17 protein-coding genes are annotated in these 18,995 nt (G+C 57.7%); 2 read left to right on the top strand and 15 right to left on the bottom strand.

The features are described 5' to 3' along the window. Positions 1 to 22 precede the first annotated feature (22 nt). The 3 genes from hisS to tpx all read right to left on the bottom strand — a co-directional run bounded on the left by hisS (position 23) and on the right by tpx (position 2,535). Positions 23 to 1,312 (bottom strand): histidine--tRNA ligase, encoded by a 1,290-nt coding sequence (gene hisS / locus MHK09_RS04355; RefSeq protein ID WP_250408462.1) that lies wholly within the window; start codon positions 1,310 to 1,312, stop codon positions 23 to 25. Positions 1,313 to 1,317: 5 nt separating this feature from the next. Next, complete coding sequence (locus tag MHK09_RS04360) at positions 1,318 to 1,953, bottom strand: MBL fold metallo-hydrolase (protein ID WP_250412762.1); 636 nt, start codon at positions 1,951 to 1,953, stop codon at positions 1,318 to 1,320. Positions 1,954 to 2,037: 84 nt separating this feature from the next. Next, positions 2,038 to 2,535: a thiol peroxidase gene (gene tpx / locus MHK09_RS04365; protein WP_005324967.1), complete on the bottom strand. Its 498-nt coding sequence runs from the start codon at positions 2,533 to 2,535 to the stop codon at positions 2,038 to 2,040. A 142-nt stretch (positions 2,536 to 2,677) separates the two neighbouring features. Here tpx and MHK09_RS04370 point away from each other — a divergent pair, with 142 nt between their 5' ends. Continuing rightward, on the top strand, positions 2,678 to 3,538 hold the full coding sequence (locus tag MHK09_RS04370) for a peptidylprolyl isomerase (RefSeq protein WP_005324968.1): 861 nt from the start codon (positions 2,678 to 2,680) through the stop codon (positions 3,536 to 3,538). A 356-nt stretch (positions 3,539 to 3,894) separates the two neighbouring features. Then, on the top strand, positions 3,895 to 4,182 hold the full coding sequence (locus tag MHK09_RS04375) for a hypothetical protein (RefSeq protein WP_150850503.1): 288 nt from the start codon (positions 3,895 to 3,897) through the stop codon (positions 4,180 to 4,182). A gap of 129 nt (positions 4,183 to 4,311) precedes the next feature. Here the strand turns inward: MHK09_RS04375 and MHK09_RS04380 are convergent, their stop codons facing one another. The 12 genes from MHK09_RS04380 to MHK09_RS04435 form a co-directional block, all read right to left on the bottom strand. Then, positions 4,312 to 4,884 (bottom strand): DUF421 domain-containing protein, encoded by a 573-nt coding sequence (locus MHK09_RS04380; protein WP_250412764.1) that lies wholly within the window; start codon positions 4,882 to 4,884, stop codon positions 4,312 to 4,314. Positions 4,885 to 4,981: 97 nt separating this feature from the next. Beyond that, a complete protein-coding gene (locus tag MHK09_RS04385) occupies positions 4,982 to 7,054 on the bottom strand; it encodes a bifunctional metallophosphatase/5'-nucleotidase (RefSeq protein ID WP_250412765.1) in 2,073 nt (690 codons plus the stop codon). 187 nt (positions 7,055 to 7,241) lie between these two features. Then, positions 7,242 to 9,530, bottom strand: coding sequence for a RelA/SpoT family protein (locus MHK09_RS04390; RefSeq protein ID WP_005324977.1), 2,289 nt, complete (start codon positions 9,528 to 9,530; stop codon positions 7,242 to 7,244). 86 nt (positions 9,531 to 9,616) lie between these two features. Continuing rightward, entirely contained in the window at positions 9,617 to 10,162 is a 546-nt protein-coding gene (locus MHK09_RS04395; RefSeq protein WP_005324978.1) for an adenine phosphoribosyltransferase, read from the bottom strand. 53 nt (positions 10,163 to 10,215) lie between these two features. Next, positions 10,216 to 11,700, bottom strand: coding sequence for an ABC transporter substrate-binding protein (locus MHK09_RS04400; RefSeq protein WP_250412767.1), 1,485 nt, complete (start codon positions 11,698 to 11,700; stop codon positions 10,216 to 10,218). Between the two features lie 236 nt (positions 11,701 to 11,936). Then, positions 11,937 to 13,097 (bottom strand): protein translocase subunit SecF, encoded by a 1,161-nt coding sequence (gene secF, locus MHK09_RS04405; RefSeq protein WP_250412769.1) that lies wholly within the window; start codon positions 13,095 to 13,097, stop codon positions 11,937 to 11,939. 2 nt (positions 13,098 to 13,099) lie between these two features. Beyond that, positions 13,100 to 14,992 carry a protein translocase subunit SecD gene (gene secD / locus MHK09_RS04410; RefSeq protein ID WP_040425251.1) on the bottom strand — a complete coding sequence of 631 codons (1,893 nt, stop codon included), beginning with the start codon at positions 14,990 to 14,992 and terminating at the stop codon, positions 13,100 to 13,102. A 238-nt stretch (positions 14,993 to 15,230) separates the two neighbouring features. Beyond that, positions 15,231 to 15,590, bottom strand: coding sequence for a preprotein translocase subunit YajC (yajC, locus tag MHK09_RS04415; RefSeq protein ID WP_200435680.1), 360 nt, complete (start codon positions 15,588 to 15,590; stop codon positions 15,231 to 15,233). Positions 15,591 to 15,663: 73 nt separating this feature from the next. Next, on the bottom strand, positions 15,664 to 16,743 hold the full coding sequence (gene ruvB / locus MHK09_RS04420; protein ID WP_200435681.1) for a Holliday junction branch migration DNA helicase RuvB: 1,080 nt from the start codon (positions 16,741 to 16,743) through the stop codon (positions 15,664 to 15,666). Between the two features lie 22 nt (positions 16,744 to 16,765). Then, positions 16,766 to 17,383: a Holliday junction branch migration protein RuvA gene (gene ruvA / locus MHK09_RS04425; protein WP_250412770.1), complete on the bottom strand. Its 618-nt coding sequence runs from the start codon at positions 17,381 to 17,383 to the stop codon at positions 16,766 to 16,768. A 34-nt stretch (positions 17,384 to 17,417) separates the two neighbouring features. After that, positions 17,418 to 17,984 (bottom strand): crossover junction endodeoxyribonuclease RuvC, encoded by a 567-nt coding sequence (gene ruvC, locus MHK09_RS04430; protein WP_040425252.1) that lies wholly within the window; start codon positions 17,982 to 17,984, stop codon positions 17,418 to 17,420. A 180-nt stretch (positions 17,985 to 18,164) separates the two neighbouring features. Then, positions 18,165 to 18,920, bottom strand: a complete 756-nt coding sequence (locus MHK09_RS04435) for a YebC/PmpR family DNA-binding transcriptional regulator (RefSeq protein ID WP_150851185.1) — start codon at positions 18,918 to 18,920, stop codon at positions 18,165 to 18,167. Positions 18,921 to 18,995: the final 75 nt, after the last annotated feature.

Here is an 18,995-nt window from a genome sequence, read left to right on the forward strand (position 1 = left end):
ATGCCCACCGGCTAAAGGAAATTTAGGCCTCGCCGTTCATTTCCCGAGCAAGTACGGACACTAGGTCAGAAACCTTTACGTCGTGCTGCTCATGGGCGGCAAGGTCCTTGAGCGCAACCGTACCATTTTCTAGCTCCTGCTCGCCCAAGACCAGCGCGAAGCGTGCACCGGCGCGGTCGGCACCCTTCATCGCGCCCTTCAGGCCGCGGTCTCCAAAGGACATATCCGCAGAGATTCCAGCCTTGCGGAGGTCATTGATCAGGGTGGTCATGGTGCGCTTGGCGGCAGCACCCAGTGCAACGCCAAAGACATCCACGCGCGACTCAACGCCGTCGAGGGTGATGCCCTCAGCCTCTAGCGCTAGCAGGGCGCGGTCGACGCCCAGACCGTAGCCGATACCAGATAGGTCTTGACCGCCCAGCTGGGCCATCAGCCCGTCGTAGCGGCCACCGCCACCAATGCCGGACTGCGCACCAAGTCCGTCATGGACAAACTCGAAGCAGGTCTTGGTGTAGTAGTCCAAGCCGCGGACCATACGGGGATTAATCTCGTAGGCTACGCCCATATCATCCAGCATGCCGGTGACCGTTTCGAAGTGATCGCGGCATTCGTCATTGAGGTGGTCGAGCATCAAGGGGGCGTCGGCAAGCTGCTCTTGGACCTCTGGGCGCTTGTCATCCAGCACGCGCAAAGGGTTGATCTCTGCACGGTGCCGGGTCTCTTCATCCAAGTCGAGCTTAAAGAGGAATTCCTGCAGCTTCTCGCGGTAAGCCGGGCGGCAGTTGCGATCGCCCAGGCTGGTGAGCTCGAGGCGGAAGCCGCTTAGCCCCAGCGCGCGGAAGGAACGATCCGCCAAAGCGATGACCTCGGCGTCTAGCGCAGGGTCGTCCACGCCAATAGCTTCTACACCGACCTGCTGTAGCTGGCGGTAGCGGCCAGCCTGGGGGCGCTCATAGCGGAAGAAGGGGCCAAAATAGTTGAGCTTCACGGGCAGCTGACCGCGGTCTAGGTTGTGCTCGATGACCGAGCGCATTACGCCGGCGGTACCCTCCGGGCGCAAAGTAACGGAGCGGTCGCCGCGATCGGCAAAGGTGTACATCTCCTTAGACACCACGTCGGTGGACTCGCCCACGCCACGGGCGAAAAGCGCGGTGTCTTCGAAAATGGGCAGCTCAATGTGCTGGAAGCCGGACAGATGTGCCTGCTCCACCATGGTCTGGCGCACCTTATAGAATGCGGCCGACTGTGGCGGGAAATAGTCTGGGACACCTTTGGGGGCGGACAGGGCTTGGAACTGCTTCTTTTTACTCACGGGTATTACAGTACCTCCCTCAATGTTGCGAAGAAGGGATTGGTCGCCCTCTCCTTGCGCATCGTGGTGGTGGGACCGTGACCGGGCAGAATGTCAAGGTTATCGGGCAGACTCCACACTGGGCCGGCAAGAGATTTTTGCATGGCATTGGGGTCCGAGTGAGGTAAGTCGGTGCGCCCAATGGCCCCGGCGAAGAGCACGTCCCCTGTTAAAGCAAATTCCTCGGAGACAATCATCACGCATCCCGGCGAATGCCCGGGCGCGTGTTTGAGGGCAAAGGTATGACCGATAAGCTCCAGGGTTTCGCCATCGCGTAGCTCGCGGAGGTCGGAGATGGGGGTCATATGGGCGGCGTCGAAAAGCTCTTGCGCCTGGGGCGAAACACCTTCACCGCTGTCAAGCATGAACTTGTCAGCCGGGTGGATATAAACAGGGATGTCGAGCTCTTCTGCCAAAGATCCGGCATCCCGAGTGTGGTCAATATGGCCGTGGGTGAGCACGATAGCCTCATAGTCCAAGTCATGCTCGAGGACTTTTTCCACCGCATCCATGCCCGGGTCCACTATGAAGGCGCGGCGGCCTTCCGCAATCACATAGGTATTGGTCTGAAACGGACCGGCAGTAAAACCGTAGATTTCCATACCCACTACCCTAGCTGCCTGAAACAAAAAAGAGCCGGCCTCCCCCATTTTCATGATGAGTAGAGGCCGACAGCGCCGAACGGCTTAACGCAAAATATCCCAGACCTCGTCATAATCAAGCTCGGTAACCACACCTGGAACCATTTGAGTGTGGATGACCTTGTGGTTTTCATCAGCCACCACCACGGAGCGGGCAAGCAAGCCTTCCAAGACGGAATCGCGCACAGTCACGCCGAACTTCTCACCAAAGTCAGAGCGAAATGCGGAGGCAGCGATGACATCATCAATGCCGTCAGCCGCGCAAAAGCGCTTGAGGGTAAAGGGCAAATCGAGAGAAACGGAGAGAAGCTTAGTGTTATCTAGCTGCGAAACCTGCTCATGAAAACGGCGCAGCTGCTCCTGACAGGCAGGGGTTTCAATAGAGGGCAAGATGGAAATAATAAGGCGCGTGCCCGCAAAGGTCTCATTAGTAATCTGACGCAGGTCGGTACCGATGAGTTCAAATTCGGGCAGCGGGTCTCCCACTGCGGGAAGTTCACCAACGGTGGGCGTTGGCGGATCGGTAAAATCTGGTTCAACCATAGAAACCAGCGTACTTATGATTGGGCTTAAAAGCTATTAACTTGACCTATTTTCATGCCAACGCTCTCGCGAGAGTATGGAACCGCTAGACTCGGTCAGGTTGAATCATGCCACCGATAATCGCTAGAAAGGTTGACTCCCGGTGCCAAATAATCAAAAGCGCGGCGAAGAGGCGCTGAGCAAGCTCGAGCGCGAGCTGAAATCCCGTGAACGCAAACAAAAGGCACGCCCCCTAGGCGTTGTTGCCGCCTCCCTCGTAGTAATTCTCGCCCTCGTCGGCGGCATCTACTTCTTGTCCACCCGCGAAGGCGACGATGAAAACGTACAGGCTGAAGAGTCTTCCACAGCTGAGACCTCGCAGGAAACCCCACAGGCGCAGCCCATCGCTGACAAGCGCGCCAAGGCCCTGCCGGATACCGTGACCTGTAAGTACGAAGACAACGGTCAAGAGTCCAACGGCGCGAAGAAGCCAAAGGGCAAGGATATTTCCACCAAGGGCACCGTCACCGTTTCCTTTGAAACCAACCAGGGCACCATTGAGATGGAAATGGACCGCGCCAAGGCGCCGTGTACCACCAACGCTATTTCTGAGCTAGCCAAGTCGGGCTACTACGACGACACCGTCTGCCACCGTATGACCTCAGGCGGGCTCAACGTGCTGCAGTGCGGCGACCCCACCGGTTCCGGTTCCGGCGGACCCGGCTTCAGCTTTGGTGATGAGTACCCCACCGACGAGGTGGATGAGAAGGACGCACAGAACCCCGTTGTCTACCCGCGCGGCTCCGTCGCCATGGCCAACAGCGGCCCGGACACCAATGGTTCCCAGTTCTTCCTCAACTACGACGATTCTGAGCTGGCCCCGAACTACACCTACTTCGCCACCATCACCGACAAGGGCATGAAGACGATGGATAAGATTGCCAAGAACGGCGTCGAAGGCGGGCAGCCAGACGGCAAGCCGGCAAAGGAAGTCAAGATTAAGAAGGCAACCGTCAAGGCTTAGGCGGCAGAAAAGCCCTGCTTGGCGACGGCTCCCTGTAACCCACCGCACCACACCCCCTAACGGGGGCGGGCGCAAAGCCCCGGCCATTCACCACACATTCCGTGGACGAATGCGCCGGGGCTTATCCATTCCTTAAATTATACTGAGCTCGATTATGAGGTTTAAGCTGCAGAAACACGAGAACACCGAAATTCCCCCAGATCACAAGAACCACAGTAGTAAACACGCAGCACACAGCGGACTTTCAGCTAGTTCATCCGATGAACAAAAACCTGCCAATACTGTTGCGGAAGGCTGTCAGCCTGTCTAGTATTTGAATCGTCTTTGAACATCCCAAGCTTGTTAGGAATCAAAAAATGAAGCTTTTCTCCCGCAAGGCACTCGTTGCTGGCGCAACCGCTCTGTCCATGACCTTCGCTGGCACCACCGTTGCTACCGCTGCAGAGCCGACCACCCAGTCCACCCCTGCTAAGCCGACCACCACCAAGGCTTCTGAGCCGGCCGAGGAGGGTTCCTCCCTCAAGGACGCTGATCCTAAGGAGATCAAGGCTTGGATCGGCGTTGTCACCGCTGTTATCGGCGCTCTGGGCACCCTGTTCGCATTCGCAAACAAGTACCTCGACCTGCCTTTCGGCAACAAGTAAGGTCACCGCTTCATAGCGATTCTTAAGCCGCTGCTTCCCTTAGTGGAAAGCAGCGGCTTTTTCGCGTGCTCTTGGGCTAAGGGAGCCTACAGATGGTCTTTGCGCTCCTGGCCAAGCTGTGAGTGCGCCCTAAGAGTCTTTAGCGTCTTCGATGTATTCGGACCCCACGAGGTCTTTGAAAAGCTCCGGGTCGATGGCTTGACCGACCTTAATGACGGAGATATGGCCCGTAGGCTCAAGGATCATTATCTGTACGTCTTCCATGCGGCTAATACCGGCCCTACGCGCCGCCGAGTAGATATCTGACTCCGTAATGTGTGCCAGGGTCAGGTTTTCTTCAACCATCTCCCCGCTAAAGACTAAAAGGATGGGACGACGGTCCAGAAAGCGCGTCCACTTCACTACCTTGCGAATGGTACCGAAGGCAGCTTCAAGCGCCATCAGCGTAGTCAGGCCAATGACGCCGGCGGCTAGGGTCGGTGGATTGCCCACGATGACACGGCCCGCGACCGCGCCAAACATAATAATGATGATGGCATCTGAGGCCGTCATGGACGTAAGCACGCGAGAGCCAAATACCTTCACCAAAACCATGAAGGATAGGTAGATACCCAAAGTCGCCAGCACGACAACGGGAATACGGTGCCATTCAATACCCAGCTGATAAGTAATTTCGCGCAGGAAGAGTTCTAGAGTATCCACGACTGCTTAGGTTACCCGGCAGCCGCGAGACATACAGAAAAGGCGGAGCGTCACTCCCCCGTTCAGGAAGAGCCGCTCCGCCTAGTGCTGTGCTGTCCTAGATGTGGAACTGCTTGCGCAGGTCCTCAATCATCTTGCGAGCTGGGGCAGGAAGAATCTGCGGGTTCATGCCCACAACCGCAACGCCAGCTACCAGCGCTGCAACGATGGCGAATACTGCGCCACCCACGGAAGAGCCGTTGGAGGACAAGGAAGAGCCCTTTGGCGCAGGCTTAGCTCCCGGCTCTTCGGAGCCGTCGCCGCTTACCTCGAGTGGCAAAGTTGCCTTAGTTCCTGCGTCGGTGGTGATTTCTAGGTTCTGGGTACCGCTCAGGTTCTCTGGAACGGTGAGCTTTACCGTTGCGCGACCGCGCTCACCAAATTGCGCATCGCCTTCTTGCGCAGCGTTGTCGATGTCGACGGTCTGCTCAGCGTCGCCCAACTTCACGGTTGCCTTCTTGGCCATCGGTTCGCCCTCGGTGGAGTAATTAAGGCTAGATAGATTGACGGTGATTTCTTCACCCGGCTTCACGTCACCCTCAACGTGGGCGCCGATTTGACCCTGGCCGGTGCGAACCTCAGACTCACCCGACTTGATGTAATCAATCATGGCCTGAGTGTCCATGTAGCCCACATCGTTTTTGTCCTTGATGGAACCAGCATTGAAATAACCATCGCCGCCGGCTTCTTCGTCACTGGAAGCAAGGAACGAAGACAGCGCAATGGAGTAATCCTTCTTCGGATCAATTGGCTCGCCATTGATAGTCACGGACTTTACGCGCTCGCCCTTGCCGGCCTTCTGGTCGTAGACCACCTGCACGTTATTGGAAAGCCCCATGGCCAGGCGTGGACGGCTTCCCTCCTGCCACTGGTTTTCCAAGGCATTAATGAACTCCTCGCCGGAAATCTTGGCGGTAATTACAGAGTTGCCAAACGGCTGTACCTCAAAAATATCCTTGTAGGTAACGTCGCCGCCCTTCAAGTCAGCACGAACACCGCCAGCGTTCATCACACCGATCTCGATGTCCTCGCCTACCTGCTTGCTCATGGCGTAACGCTGGCCGTCAGCAATGAAGTTATTGAGGGTAGATTCGACACCACGGTTAGAACCCGAATCAGCATTCTCATCAGATCCGCGGAACAGGGCCCGTTCCACAGTACCGGCGGTCTTGGCACCCTCGATTCCAGCCTCTTGCTGGGCCTTTTTTACAATAGCTGCGATTTCAGCATCTGGTTCAACCTTTGCTGCAGCGGTCGCGTCGTACTGCTTCAAGCTGATGTCGGTAATCTTTTTAGCAGTCTTATCAAAGGTAATATCAACGTCGTTGAGCAGTTTGCCGTACTCGTGTCCCTGTGCCCACTGCAGTGGCAAGGCGCCCTCGCGCTCAATTTCGCCCTTAGTGGCAACGTGGGTGTCGCCGCCAAAAGCTACGTCGACGTCTTTGTTAAAGTCCTCTGCAAAGCCTTGGGCATCTTCGTGCATGAGCGCAACAACAACATCGGCCTCACCAGATTCTTTCAAACGAGTAGCTTCCTTATTGGTAGCCTCGGCTGGATTAGTAAAAGTGATCCCTGGGATCTTGGCAGCAGACACCTTATACTTGGTATTTTCCGTTACCGTGCCAACATAGCCGACTTTTACGCCATCAATTTCTTCGACGTGGGAAGCCTCCAGAAGAGGCTTCCCATCCTTGAACACGTTGGCACCCAAGATTGGGTAATCAGAGCTATCAGCGATACGCCCTGTAAGGTCTTCGGTACCCTTATCAAACTCATGGTTACCTACAGCAGTCACCTTCATACCCATCTCGTTGAGGGCTTCAAGGGTGTACTTGTCATCAGAAATTGCAGAGACAAAGGCAGAGCCGCCCACGTTATCGCCCGAGGAGGTCAGGTTGAATTCCTGTCCTTCATTTACCTGCTTGATAAGGGACTGCAAGCGAGCCACGCCGATTTCATCGCCGGCCTTGGCTGGGTCACCAATCTTGTCTTCCAAGTGACCGTGAATATCGGTGATATTGGTGACGGAGATGGTGGTCTTGTTTTCCTGTGCCACCGCCTGCGCGCCGGAGAGAGCAACAGCGGAAACGGTAGTGGCGGCCACAAGCTGGCCGATGCGACGGAACTGCATTGAAGTACTCCTAGATAGTAGAAAGCGACAGGATAATTTATATCGCTTCGCTAACTACTTGGCAGGAGAAATTAAGCTTGCTTGCTGGAGTTTTACCTTGCAGCAGTCAAGAATTCACATACAGGTAACCTCCCCGATGCCTTTGCGTTGCTTGCCCCGCCCCTCCTTGAGGGTGGGGCACAGCGCCTTAGGCGGTTACGCGGTAAACGTCAAAGACGCCTTCGGTATTGCGCAGTGTGGTCATCAAGGTTCCCAATTGCTTGGTATCCGAAACGGAGAATGTGAACCTTACCGTCGCAATATGGTCATCGCCACGATTAGAGTTCATCGTCAAAACGTTGATGTTCTCATCGCTCATTACCCGAGTGAGCTCTGAAAGGAGGCCCTGACGGTCGAGGGCTTCCAATTGCAGCGTCGCCGAGAAAGCGCCCGTTGCGGAGGTACCAGAAGACCAGGCCACCTCCAACATGCGCTCTGGTTCTGCCTTGAGCTTTTCCGCGTTTGTGCAATCGGCTCGGTGCACGGAGACTCCCCCGCCGCGGGTAACGAAACCGAAAATGGCATCGCCCGGCACGGGCTGGCAGCATTTGGCGAGCTTTGCCATCACATCGGGGCTGCCTTCCACCAAGATGCCGGTGCCCGATGCCGAATCTTCGGTGTGCTGGGCACGGGAGTGCTCAATCTCAGAAAGCGGCGTGCGCGAGGCCAGGGTGTCGATGGCATCATCTTGGTCGCCAAACATGGCAACCAATTGGTTGGCAACGTGTTGAGCAGATACGTGGCCGGCCCCGATGGCGGTATACAGCGAATCGACGTCGGTGTAGTGCAGCTGTTCCGCTACCTGCTTCATGGAGCTGGCAGTAAACAGGCGGTGCATAGGCAGGCCGCCGCGCTGGACTTCGGTCGCTAGGGCATCGCGACCGGCTTCCAAGTGTTCTTCGCGGCGTTCCTTGGCAAACCACTGCCGCACCTTGGTCTTGGCTCGAGCAGACACGAGGAAGTCTTGCCAATCGCGGGACGGACCAGCATTGGGATCCTTGGAGGTAAAGATCTCCACCTTGTCGCCGGACTTAAGCTTCGATTCGAGCGCGACGAGCTTGCCATTGACCTTGGCACCAATACACCTATGCCCCACCTCAGTATGTACTGCGTAGGCAAAATCCACTGGTGTAGAACCGGCAGGCAGGTTAACCACATCGCCCTTCGGGGTAAAGGCGAAGATCTGCTTGGCGGTCAGGTCGTAGCGCAGGGAGTCGAGGAACTCGTTGGGATCGGCGGCCTCCTTCTGCCAGTCCAGAAGTTGGCGCATCCACGCCATCTGGTCCACTTCTTCCTGGTGGCCCGAGTTCTTGCCCTTGGTTTCTTTGTAGCGCCAGTGAGCAGCCACGCCGAACTCGGCGTTGTAGTGCATCTCGTGGGTACGTACCTGGACCTCCAAGGTAGCGCCGCCATCTGCCAGCACCGTGGTGTGCAGGGACTGATACACGCCGAATCGTGGGGAGGAAATATAGTCCTTGAAGCGTCCGGGCAATGCCTGGTAGATCGAGTGGACCACGCCGATCGCGGCATAACAGCTATTGACGTCCTCGACCAAGATGCGGATTCCTACGAGGTCAAAGATCTCCGCGAAGTCACGGCCACGTACGATCATCTTTTGATAGATGGACCAGTAGTGCTTTGGACGGCCCATGACCTCGGCTTCAATGCCGTTTTCCTTCAGCGCCCCACTGACCTGGCTAATGATCTCCTTCAGCGCGCGGTCGCGGGAGGGGGCACGATCTGCCACCATGCGCACGATCTCGTCGTACTTCTTCGGATACAAGATGGCAAAGGACAGGTCTTCCAGCTCCCACTTCACACTGGCCATGCCGAGGCGGTGAGCTAGCGGAGCAATCACCTCGAGGGTCTGCCGCGCCTTTTTAGCCTGCTTTTCGGGCGGGAGGAACCGCATCGTACGCATATTGTGCAGGCGGTCGCTGACCTTAATGACCAAGACTCGGGGGTCGGTGGCCATGGCGACAATCATCTTACGAATGGTCTCCGCCTCTGCGGCCGAGCCCAGTGCCACCTTGTCCAGCTTGGTCACGCCATCGACCAAGCGAGCTACCTCAGGACCGAAATCCCGAGTGAGGTCCTCTAGCGAGTAGTCCGTATCCTCCACGGTATCGTGCAGCAGCGCTGCCACGATGGTGGTGGTGTCCATACCGATCTCTGCCGCGATCGTCGCCACGGCGAGCGGGTGGGTGATATACGGTTCACCGGATTTGCGAAAGACACCCTCATGGAGCCGCTCCGCGGTGTCATAGGCGCGATTGAGCAGATCAGCATCGGCCTTGGGGTGAAACTTGCGGTGGATGGACATCAACGGGTCCAGCACCGGATTTACCTTCACTCGGCCGCCGGTAAGCGAACGAGCTAGGCGAGCCGACATGCTGCGCATTCCGCCGCCGGACTGGCGCTTTACGGGTTTGTCCATGGCCAAATCTACCGCCCTTCACAGTGCCACGGGCCTTGTGGCCTCATGTCCAACTAAATCGTGCGATCTAGCTTAGGCATCCCATCTTAGTCTGTGGCATTCAACACAATGAGCGGTGGGCCGGATAAACGCTCACGCCCGTTGAGACCCTTGACTTCCAGCACCACCACATTGCCAGCGACTTCGGCACCTGCGGACTCAAGCAAAAGCTTGGCACCGTGGAGGGTGCCACCGGTGGCTAAGACGTCGTCGACAAGCACCACGCGCTTGCCCTTGATGTCAACGCCGCTGGCTGGAATCTCCAGCGCCGCGGAGCCATACTCCAGCTCATATTCTTCGGTATATACCGGTGGGGGAAGCTTGCCCTTCTTGCGGATGGCCAAGATGCCTAGGCCCATCTTGTAGGCGACGGCCGAGCCGAGGAGGAATCCACGGGCGTCGAGGCCGCCAATCATATCTGCGCCCAATTCCTCGCAGGCGGCCGCCAAGCCGTCCACTACGGTGCGAAATGCCTCTGGGTCCGCCAAGACTGGGGTGAGGTCCTCGAAGAGGATGCCCTCCTCCGGGAAGTCTTGAACGAGGCGAACCTTATCCTTGAGTGCCTGTGCTGCTGATTCGTAGTGCGAACTCATAATCTTCCTTGAGAAATAATTGCGAGAGGTTTTGAACGCCCGATATTCGGGGCCTATTCCTTGTCCGTTGGGGCGGTGCTGTGCCAGCGATCCATATTCCAACCGATGCCCGAGACGCCAGTGTACGGCAGGACGCCTTCCACGTCGCGGCGGACGAGGAAGACGCGCGGCTGCGCGGAGAGAGGAATGGATGGTACATCCTTCCACAGAGCCTCTTCTGTCTTCTTCAGCTCCGCAGAGTTCTTCATGCTCGACTCCACAGTGGAATACTCCGTCTGGGGATCGACTGGGCCGAGGAAGGCATCGACGGTAGGCGCCCAGGTTTCCGGCTCCATTTCCAAGTAGTGCGGGGACATGAACTCCGCAGACGCGTCCTCGATGGTGATACCAGCCGGCTCACAGGATGCACGAAGTTGTTCCACCATGGCGGCATAACGTTTATCCGGTCCCAAGTAGCCCACCTTGATAGTGGTCCCGTTGAGATCGCCGGCCTTGGCTAAATCGGTGCCCTGGTGATCCTTCCCCACCTTGTCTAGACCGCCGGCGACCGGGTTGGTCACGGAAACGGTACGCAGGTAGGCCGGTGGCACTTCCACACCAGAGGCTGCCGAGCTTGCCTGAGCAACCGCCTGCTGATCGACGCAGGCCGCAAAGCTCTCGCGCGCCCACGGCTCCGCGAATACTCCAGCTTCAGATAGCGTGAGCGTATCCGTTAGCTCGCCGACCATTGGAGTGACCTCGTAGGGGGACTCCCCTGCCTCATCCTTCGTGCTGTCCAGCCAGTCAGGATTTTCGCTTGCGGCATCGACTACGCGCAACGCGCCTTTATCTGCGAGCTTCTGTGCATCAGCCTCCGAAGGCCAGACCACAACATGATCTTCCGCTGGGGCGTCTCCGAAGTACTTTTCGTTTGCTTTGAGAATTATCTCCCCTTCGTCGCCTACCTTGTCAATGACATAGGGTCCAAAGGAGACCTGCAGCTCGGGATCTAGTTGATCCTCGGCCACGGAAAAGCCATAGCGCCATTCCTTAGCAACCGGCGCAAGCGCCTGCATGTCTTCTACTGTCAGGGCGGCGTTGAGTTCCTCAATGCTCAACTCGGACTTCTTGGCCAGCGCATGGGCCGGCATGACCGTGCCGGCGCCAAACATGTGGCGCCAGCGCTGCCCCTGATCCTTGTTAAAGGTCAGGGTGAAGGTTTTGCTTTGGGGCTCACAGCTAAATTCCGAGATGTCATTCATCAACGGCATATGTGAGGCAAATTCAGCCGGATGAGTACCAGCCACATACGTCAACAAGTAATCATCGCAGGTAACAGGAGTGCCATCGGAGAATACGGCGTCCTCCTCCAAAGTGAGCTGAACGCTGCGCTGGTCGCTGCCGGCAACGGGCGGAAGCTCTTCAGTTTCAACCAGATCCGCATTGGGAATTAATTCGCCAGAGGGACCGGGCACAAAAAGCCCCGGATAAAGCCGCGTAGACAGCAGTCCGGCGGAGGTAGCATCACCAAAAGACGTGCCAGCATTAGTGGTGGCCAAGCGGGAATTTACCTGGTAGCCAAAGTATCCATAGGATTCTGGCTCCTGGGGAGCACTAGAGGTGTCCTCCTCGCCGCCCTGCCCGCTACAGGCAGAAGCAGCTAGAGCTAGAGCTGAAACGCACGAGGCAATGGCCTTCCTTCCCCAGTGACGATTTCTAGAACTGCTCTTTGATTTAAGCACCGTAATTTGCCCTCACTTCAGCTACCGCTTCGCCAAAATTTTACTACCGCAAGCTACCGGCCCGGGCGCCAGGTTGCGCCAGGGTGCCCAGTGGACTCGGACGGATCGTCTTCGATCTCAGCCGGGGTGGACTTTGCGCTCACTGGTGAGACCACGGTGCGACCGGAGGATGCTGCGCCGGATTCTACCGCTGCATCCTGGTCCTTGCCGGCACGGTAGTCCGCGACCCGCTTGTTGTGGCGCTTGATCTTCTTGGACATGTTGGCGAAGGTCACGACCAGCGGCGTAGCAAAGAAGATGGAGGAGAAAATGCCCTCGACCACGCCGATGAGCTGGATGAGTGCCAGATCGCGGAGGGTACCGATACCCATGAGCCACACGGCGACCACGAAGAGCGCGATGATAGGCAGCGCGGAGATTACCGAGGTAGAAATCGAGCGCATGACGGTCTGATTAATAGCCAAGTTTGTCAGCTCAGCAAAGGTCTTCTTGCGCTGGCCTTCGAGGCCTTCCGTGTTCTCGTTGATCTTGTCAAAGACAATGACCGAGTCATACATGGAGAAGGTCAGGACGGTAAGCAGACCAATAATGACGGCCGGGGAAACTTCGAAGCCAAAGAGGGCGTAAATACCGGCGATAATCACGCCGTCTGCAATCAGCGCGATGATGGCGGCAAAAGCCATGTTCTTCTGCAAGCGAATGGCCACGTAGACGGTCGCGGCTACTAGGAAGACCAGCATGGCAATGAGCATGCGCTGGGTAATAGAAGAACCCCAGGATTCGGATACCGTGGACGAGCCAATGGCATCCGGAGTGGCCTTGCCGTTTTCATCCTTCGGCTGGAACTTGTCATAGATAGCCGCGCGGGCCGCATTCACGTCCTCTTGGCTCAGGCGCTCAGAAACGATTTCCAAGGTCTCAGAATCGCCAGCGCCCACGATGTGAACCTGCTCGGGTTCTACACCGGTGGAGTCTTCGAAGACCTGGCTTACCTCGTCTTCCTTGAGGTCGCCTGCCGGCATCGACAACGTGGTGCCGCCTTCGAAGTCAATCGAGAGCGAGAATCCACGAATGAGGATCGCGGCCACTGCGGCCACGATTAGTGCTGCAGTGATGCCGTACCACAGCTTGGTGCGACCGATGAAGTCATAACCGCGCTCGTCCTCATAGAGGCGGTCCATCCGGGAAATTTTGTGCTTAGTCGAAACAGCCATGCTTATTTCTCCTCATCTTCCGCAGCATCTACGGGACGTGCGGTTCCTGCGGCAGAATCTCCTGCCGTTTCCTTGGTGGCTGGCTCCTTTGCACTCGCGGATTCAGCAGCGTTCGCTTGACGACGTCCCGATCCGAAGTAGCCGCGCTCACGGCGCTCTTCCACCAGTGCGTAGATACCGCCGAGGCCATTCATCGAAGGTTTAGCGGCAGCCGGACGGCGGCCGACCATCTGCATCAGTGGTGCCATGACCAGGAAGGATACGACCAGGTCGAAGACCGTGGTCAGGCCCATGGTAAAGGCGAAGCCCTTCACCTCACCGATGGCGAGGAAGTAGACCACAACAGAGCCAATCAGGGTCACCGCGTTACCGGTCACAATGGTGGCACGAGCGCGCTCCCACGCCTTTTGCGTAGCGGAGCGGAAGGTGCGTCCCTCGAGGAGCTCGTCCTTGATGCGCTCGTAGTAGACCACGAAGGAGTCAGCGGTTGCGCCCACACCGATGACCAGACCGGCGATGCCGGAAAGGTCCAGCGAGTAACCGATCCAGCGGCCCAGCAGAACCAGGGAGCCATAGGTCAGTACGCCAGAGGCAATGAGGAAGATGAGGGATACGCCGGCCAGCGCGCGGAAGTAGTACAGCGAGTAGGCCATCACGAGTACCAGGCCAACAAGGCCTGCAATGAGGCCGGCCTGCAGAGCGGCCTTACCCAGTGTTGGCGGGATGGACTCTACGGTGCCACCCGGCTCGCCATTTTCACCTGCGAAGGACAACGGCAGTGCGCCGTACTTCAGGTTATTAGCCAGGTTTTGTGCCTCTTCCTGGCTAAAGTCACCAGTAATGGAGGTAGCAGAACCGACTGGGGTTGCTCCCTGAATGACCGGTGCGGAAATAACCCCAGAGTCAAGGGTGATGGCTACCTGGTCCTTCAAGTGTTCCTGCGTCAGGTCTGCCCAGGTCTGAGAACCGTTCGGGCCATCACCGGTCTTGAAGGAGAAGTTGATCTCCATCTGGCCGGACTGACCGTTCAGGCCGCCTTCGATCGGAGAATTGGTATCGATCTCGTTACCGGTGAGGCGGGTGCCGTTTTCGTCCTTGATGCCATTGAGAAGCGGTGCTGGCTCCAGAACGTACGGGTTGCCCTTGGAGTAGTCACAAGTAACAAATGGCTTGGCAGGATCATCGGCGCCGGCCAGTGGATCGGTGCTGCCCTGGCAAGTCATCAGCGCGGAGGCTGCAGCCTGGGTGGTCGGGTCCTCGGACTGACGATCCTTCAGCAGCATCTCCGTGACTTCATCACGGCGCTTAGTCTGCTCGATGGAGTTGCTTGGCTCCTCAAGCGGCTTGGCGCTGACCTTAGGAGCCTTCTGTTTCTTTGGCTCCTTGCCAGTCATCTGGGCTTCTTGCTGAGCGATGGCCTTGGTCATCTGCTCCATCTGCTTATTGGCCTCCTCTGCGCTCAGTACGTCGTACTTCACCCAGCGATTGGCCATATCTTCCAGCTCCTTATTGAGCTTTTCCATGTCCGGCATCGAGGGCTTTGCCACCGGACGGAAGAACAGCTGCGAGGTCTGGCCCACGGCCTGTGCCTGGGAGGCGTCCTCACCTGGCACGGTAATGACCAGAGTATTGCCGTTGATGACAACCTCAGAACCAGAAACACCCATGCCGTTGACACGCTGTTCCAAAATGTTGCGTGCTTGCTTGAGTTGGTCTTGGGTGGGTTCCTCGCCTTGCGGCGCCAGCGTTACGCGGGTACCGCCCTGCAAGTCGATGCCAAGCTTTGGGGTGCTTTGACGGCTACCAGTTAAAAAGATAAGCGCATAGATAACAACCACAATGAGAACGAAGAGCGCGATCGCGCGCTTCGGCCATTGGCGTTTGCTATTTTTCATAGCGCCACGGGATTTTGCGGACAACGATAATCTCCTGTGCTGCTTATAACAGGGTGTTTAAACATTAAATACGGCCCCGCCATACGGCGCAGGCACGTCAACAACGCACAATCGTACGTCATCAGGCTGAGTTTTCCTTAACGAGGGCCAGATAAGGCCCAAAGTGTGACGGGGTCTACGCTCCGCGAAGGTCCCACCTACCTAGCAAACGTTAAGGAAACTCTTGGGAAATGGCGGGCTATTTCTTCTCCTGGCCGTCAAACGGAGGATATTTCTCATCTGGCAGGTCATCTGCCGCATCATTCTTCTCTTCCCCAGCAGCGGGACGAGACAGGTTATTGGCCTCTTGTTCGGTGCGAATCACGGCCATCTTGTCAAAAGTAACCACCACGCCAGGCGCGATTTCTAGATCCACATCCTTGTCGCTGGTGCTGCGCACCACGCCGTGCACGCCGCCCGCCGTAACGATGGCGTCGCCCGGCTGCAGGGAATTCTGGAGGGCCTGCATCTCATTTTGGCGCTGGCGCTGCTTTCGCATGGCCATAAACGAGGGAACGACGAAGAGGATGCCAATAATGATGAGAATGATGATTTCCATAGCACCCTAGTGTGCCAGACGGCGGTGCACACAGGAACCCCAGGGTGCGTCGCCAAGCAGGCTAGCCCTTGAATTAAAACAGCCCGGCCGCGCCCTCCGGCGGGGTAAGCCCCAAGTGCCGCCATGCAGCAGCGGTGGCTACGCGGCCGCGTCCAGTGCGCGCAACCATCCCGGCACGCACCAGGTAAGGCTCACACACCTCCTCGACCGTCGAGGGCTCCTCGCCCACTGCGATGGCCAGCGTGCTCACGCCAACCGGTCCGCCGCCGTGTCCCTTAATCAAGGCATTGAGCACCGCGCGGTCGAGGCGGTCAAGTCCCATGTCATCTACGTCAAAGACTTCGAGCGCTCCCTGGGCCGCGCTGAGATCAATCAGGCCGGTGCCATTGACCTCGGCATAGTCTCGGACGCGGCGCAGCAAACGGTTAGCAATACGCGGGGTTCCGCGCGACCGAGAGCCAATTTCTACCGCCGCATCGTGGTCAATGTCCACGTCCAGGATGTGGGCGGCGCGCTTGATCACCTGGGTGAGATCAGCCGTGTCGTAGTACTCCATCTGCGCGGTGAAACCGAAGCGGTCGCGCAATGGGCCCGTGAGCATGCCGGCACGCGTGGTCGCGCCAACCAAGGTAAAAGGCGGAATCTCTAGCGGAATAGAAGTAGCACCAGGCCCCTTGCCCACGATGACGTCAATGCGGAAGTCCTCCATTGCCATGTACAGCATTTCTTCTGCTGGCCGGGCAATGCGGTGGATCTCATCGATGAACAGGACATCGCCTTCCATCAGGTTGGAAAGCATTGCGGCCAAATCACCGGCGCGCTCCAAAGCCGGCCCGGAAGTCATACGCAGCGAGGTGCCCAGCTCCTGGGAAATAATCATCGCCATAGTGGTCTTGCCCAAGCCCGGCGGCCCTGAAAGCAAAACGTGGTCGGGCGTCACCCCACGGTTCTTTGCCCCCTTAAGCACCAGGGAGAGCTGCTCGCGCACCTTCGGCTGGCCGATAAACTCCTCGAGCGACTTGGGACGCAAGGAGCGTTCAATATCATGCTCCTCGGAGTGTGCGGTCGCATCCACATCGCTATTGCGCTGGGAGGCGTGCGCCGCGTCGACGCCCTCAGGGAGATTGAACTCGGTGCGCTCAATATCGGACATGATTCTTCAGCCTTCCTGCCGGTTATTTCTTCTTGCCCAGCTGTGCCAGCGCCGAACGCAAGAGAGAGGACGTATCGGCATCGGGGTTTTCCGCGTATGCGGATTCCACTACGGGACGCGCTCCCTTATCGGTAAACCCAAGGCCAATGAGCGCCTCAGTCACGCTTTCTACCACGGCACCACCGGCCGGCGCGACGGCAGTATCAACGGAACCTGCGGCGGCGGCCTCGCTGGGCGCAAAGGCCGCTACCTTATCTTTCAGCTCCAGCGCCAAGCGTTGGGCCATACGCTTGCCGACGCCCGGGATAGACTGCAGCGCCTTCACATCTTCCCCGCCAATTGCCGCCGCGAGCTCCCCTGCACCCATAACCGACAGCGCCGCCAAGGCAAGTTTAGGCCCTAGGCCGGACACGGATTGCAGCACGTGGAACATCTCGCGGTCTTCATCAGCGCTAAAGCCATAGAGAGTCAGAGAATCTTCTTTGACCACCAAGTTAGTCAGAACCGTAGCCTGTTCCCCGCGACGCAAGGTGCCCAGAGTTTTTGGGGTAGCTAAAAATTTGTACCCCACACCTGCACAGTCGATAACCCCATGGTCGAGTCCAATATGGATTACCTCTCCACGCAGTGCAGCAATCATTGGCTTCCTATCCTTCCACTCTCAGTAAAATTCCCTAGCGCTTCTTGCCCTGGCCGCGCACGCCGCTGGTCTTAGCTCCAAGCCCGAGGCCGGTATGGTCCATCCGCACAATGGCCGGGGCACGCCAGCAGTGGCAGACTGCCAACGCAAGAGCGTCGGCGGCGTCGGCAGGCTTGGGCGGTTCAGTCAACCCCAGAATACGGGTAATCATGGTGGTCATCTGCTTCTTATCCGCGCGCCCGTTTCCAGAGATGGCCTTTTTCACCTCGGACGGGGTGTACATGTAGACCGGAATATCGCGTTCGGCGGCAGCTAGCACCAGCACACCAACTACATGGGCCGTTTGCATGACTGTGGACACCTGGCCGCGTTCGAAGACGCGCTCGATCGCAACCACATCTGGCGAATAGTCATCCATCCACTCTTTCGCCGCCACCGAAAGGCGCAGGAGGCGCTCCGTCAAGTCCTTGTCGCTAGGGGTGCGCACCACGCCGACAGAAACGGGAAGGATTGCTCGGCCACGACCAGCCTGAACCACGGAAAGCCCGCAGCGCGTCAAGCCTGGGTCAATCCCCATCACGCGCATTCCTTCTAGGTTCATCTCTCCCCCATTGTCATGTCGGCATCACTGTGCACCGCCTACTGCCCCATTATGGACTACACACAGGTGTTCTACAAGCGTAGCATCCAGCCAGCACATGGAAAAGCGCCGGCAACGCTTCCTACAGGCAGTACCCGTGGAACGCTACCGGCGCTAAGAGCCGTCCTTGCGGCGAGGTGGTTAATCCTCGTTCAGCTCGGCTAGAACCTCATCGGAGAGATCCATATTGGTGTAGACGTTTTGCACATCGTCGGAGTCTTCCAAGGCGTCGATGAGGCGGAAAATCTTCTTGGCGTCATTGGCCTCCAGCGGCACCTCGACAGACGCACGGAAGTCATTGTCGGAGTCATCGACCTGAATGTCGGCGTCCTTGAGCGCGTCCTTCACGGCCTGCACGTCCGTCGGCGCGCAAACAATCTCAAACTTCTCGCCCTGGTCCTTGACCTCTTCCGCGCCTGCTTCCAGCACGGCCATCAAGACGTCATCCTCCGTCAGCTCGCCCTTTTCTACCAAGACGTAGCCGGTACGGGTGAACATGTAGGCCACAGAGCCGGACTCACCCAGGTTGCCGCCGTTCTTGGACATCGCAGTGCGCACGTCGGTTGCTGCACGGTTGCGGTTGTCCGTAAGGCACTCAATGAGCATGGCTACACCGTTCGGGCCGTAGCCTTCGTACATGATGGTTTCCCAATCGGCGCCACCGGCCTCTTCACCGGAACCGCGCTTGCGAGCACGCTCAATGTTGTCATTGGGGACGGAGGCCTTCTTGGCCTTCTTGATCATGTCATCAAGTGTTGGGTTAGCCGCTGGGTCACCACCGCCGGTACGAGCCGCCACTTCGATGTTCTTGATCAGCTTGGCAAATTCCTTGCCACGCTTGGCATCGTTGGCAGCCTTCTTATGCTTGGTAGTTGCCCATTTCGAGTGGCCTGACATGTAGTCCCTTTCTAATCGGGTGCTGAAACTGGTGGCAATTATACGTGTGCTGCACGAATGCGTGAAAGCGACCCC

Source organism: Corynebacterium tuberculostearicum (assembly GCF_022347235.1).
GTDB lineage: Bacteria > Actinomycetota > Actinomycetes > Mycobacteriales > Mycobacteriaceae > Corynebacterium > Corynebacterium tuberculostearicum_F.

Excerpts from the sequence above, each read along its gene's own strand:
- MHK09_RS04395 (WP_005324978.1), bottom strand. The coding sequence starts at position 10,162 with ATGAGTTCGCACTACGAATCAGCAGCACAGGCACTCAAGGATAAGGTT.
- MHK09_RS04385 (WP_250412765.1), bottom strand. The coding sequence starts at position 7,054 with ATGCAGTTCCGTCGCATCGGCCAGCTTGTGGCCGCCACTACCGTTTCC.
- MHK09_RS04390 (WP_005324977.1), bottom strand. The coding sequence starts at position 9,530 with ATGGACAAACCCGTAAAGCGCCAGTCCGGCGGCGGAATGCGCAGCATG.
- MHK09_RS04435 (WP_150851185.1), bottom strand. The coding sequence starts at position 18,920 with ATGTCAGGCCACTCGAAATGGGCAACTACCAAGCATAAGAAGGCTGCC.
- MHK09_RS04375 (WP_150850503.1), top strand. The coding sequence starts at position 3,895 with ATGAAGCTTTTCTCCCGCAAGGCACTCGTTGCTGGCGCAACCGCTCTG.
- tpx (WP_005324967.1), bottom strand. The coding sequence starts at position 2,535 with ATGGTTGAACCAGATTTTACCGATCCGCCAACGCCCACCGTTGGTGAA.
- secD (WP_040425251.1), bottom strand. The coding sequence starts at position 14,992 with ATGAAAAATAGCAAACGCCAATGGCCGAAGCGCGCGATCGCGCTCTTC.
- yajC (WP_200435680.1), bottom strand. The coding sequence starts at position 15,590 with ATGGAAATCATCATTCTCATCATTATTGGCATCCTCTTCGTCGTTCCC.
- ruvA (WP_250412770.1), bottom strand. The coding sequence starts at position 17,383 with ATGATTGCTGCACTGCGTGGAGAGGTAATCCATATTGGACTCGACCAT.
- secF (WP_250412769.1), bottom strand. The coding sequence starts at position 13,097 with ATGGCTGTTTCGACTAAGCACAAAATTTCCCGGATGGACCGCCTCTAT.
- ruvC (WP_040425252.1), bottom strand. The coding sequence starts at position 17,984 with ATGAACCTAGAAGGAATGCGCGTGATGGGGATTGACCCAGGCTTGACG.
- MHK09_RS04360 (WP_250412762.1), bottom strand. The coding sequence starts at position 1,953 with ATGGAAATCTACGGTTTTACTGCCGGTCCGTTTCAGACCAATACCTAT.
- ruvB (WP_200435681.1), bottom strand. The coding sequence starts at position 16,743 with ATGTCCGATATTGAGCGCACCGAGTTCAATCTCCCTGAGGGCGTCGAC.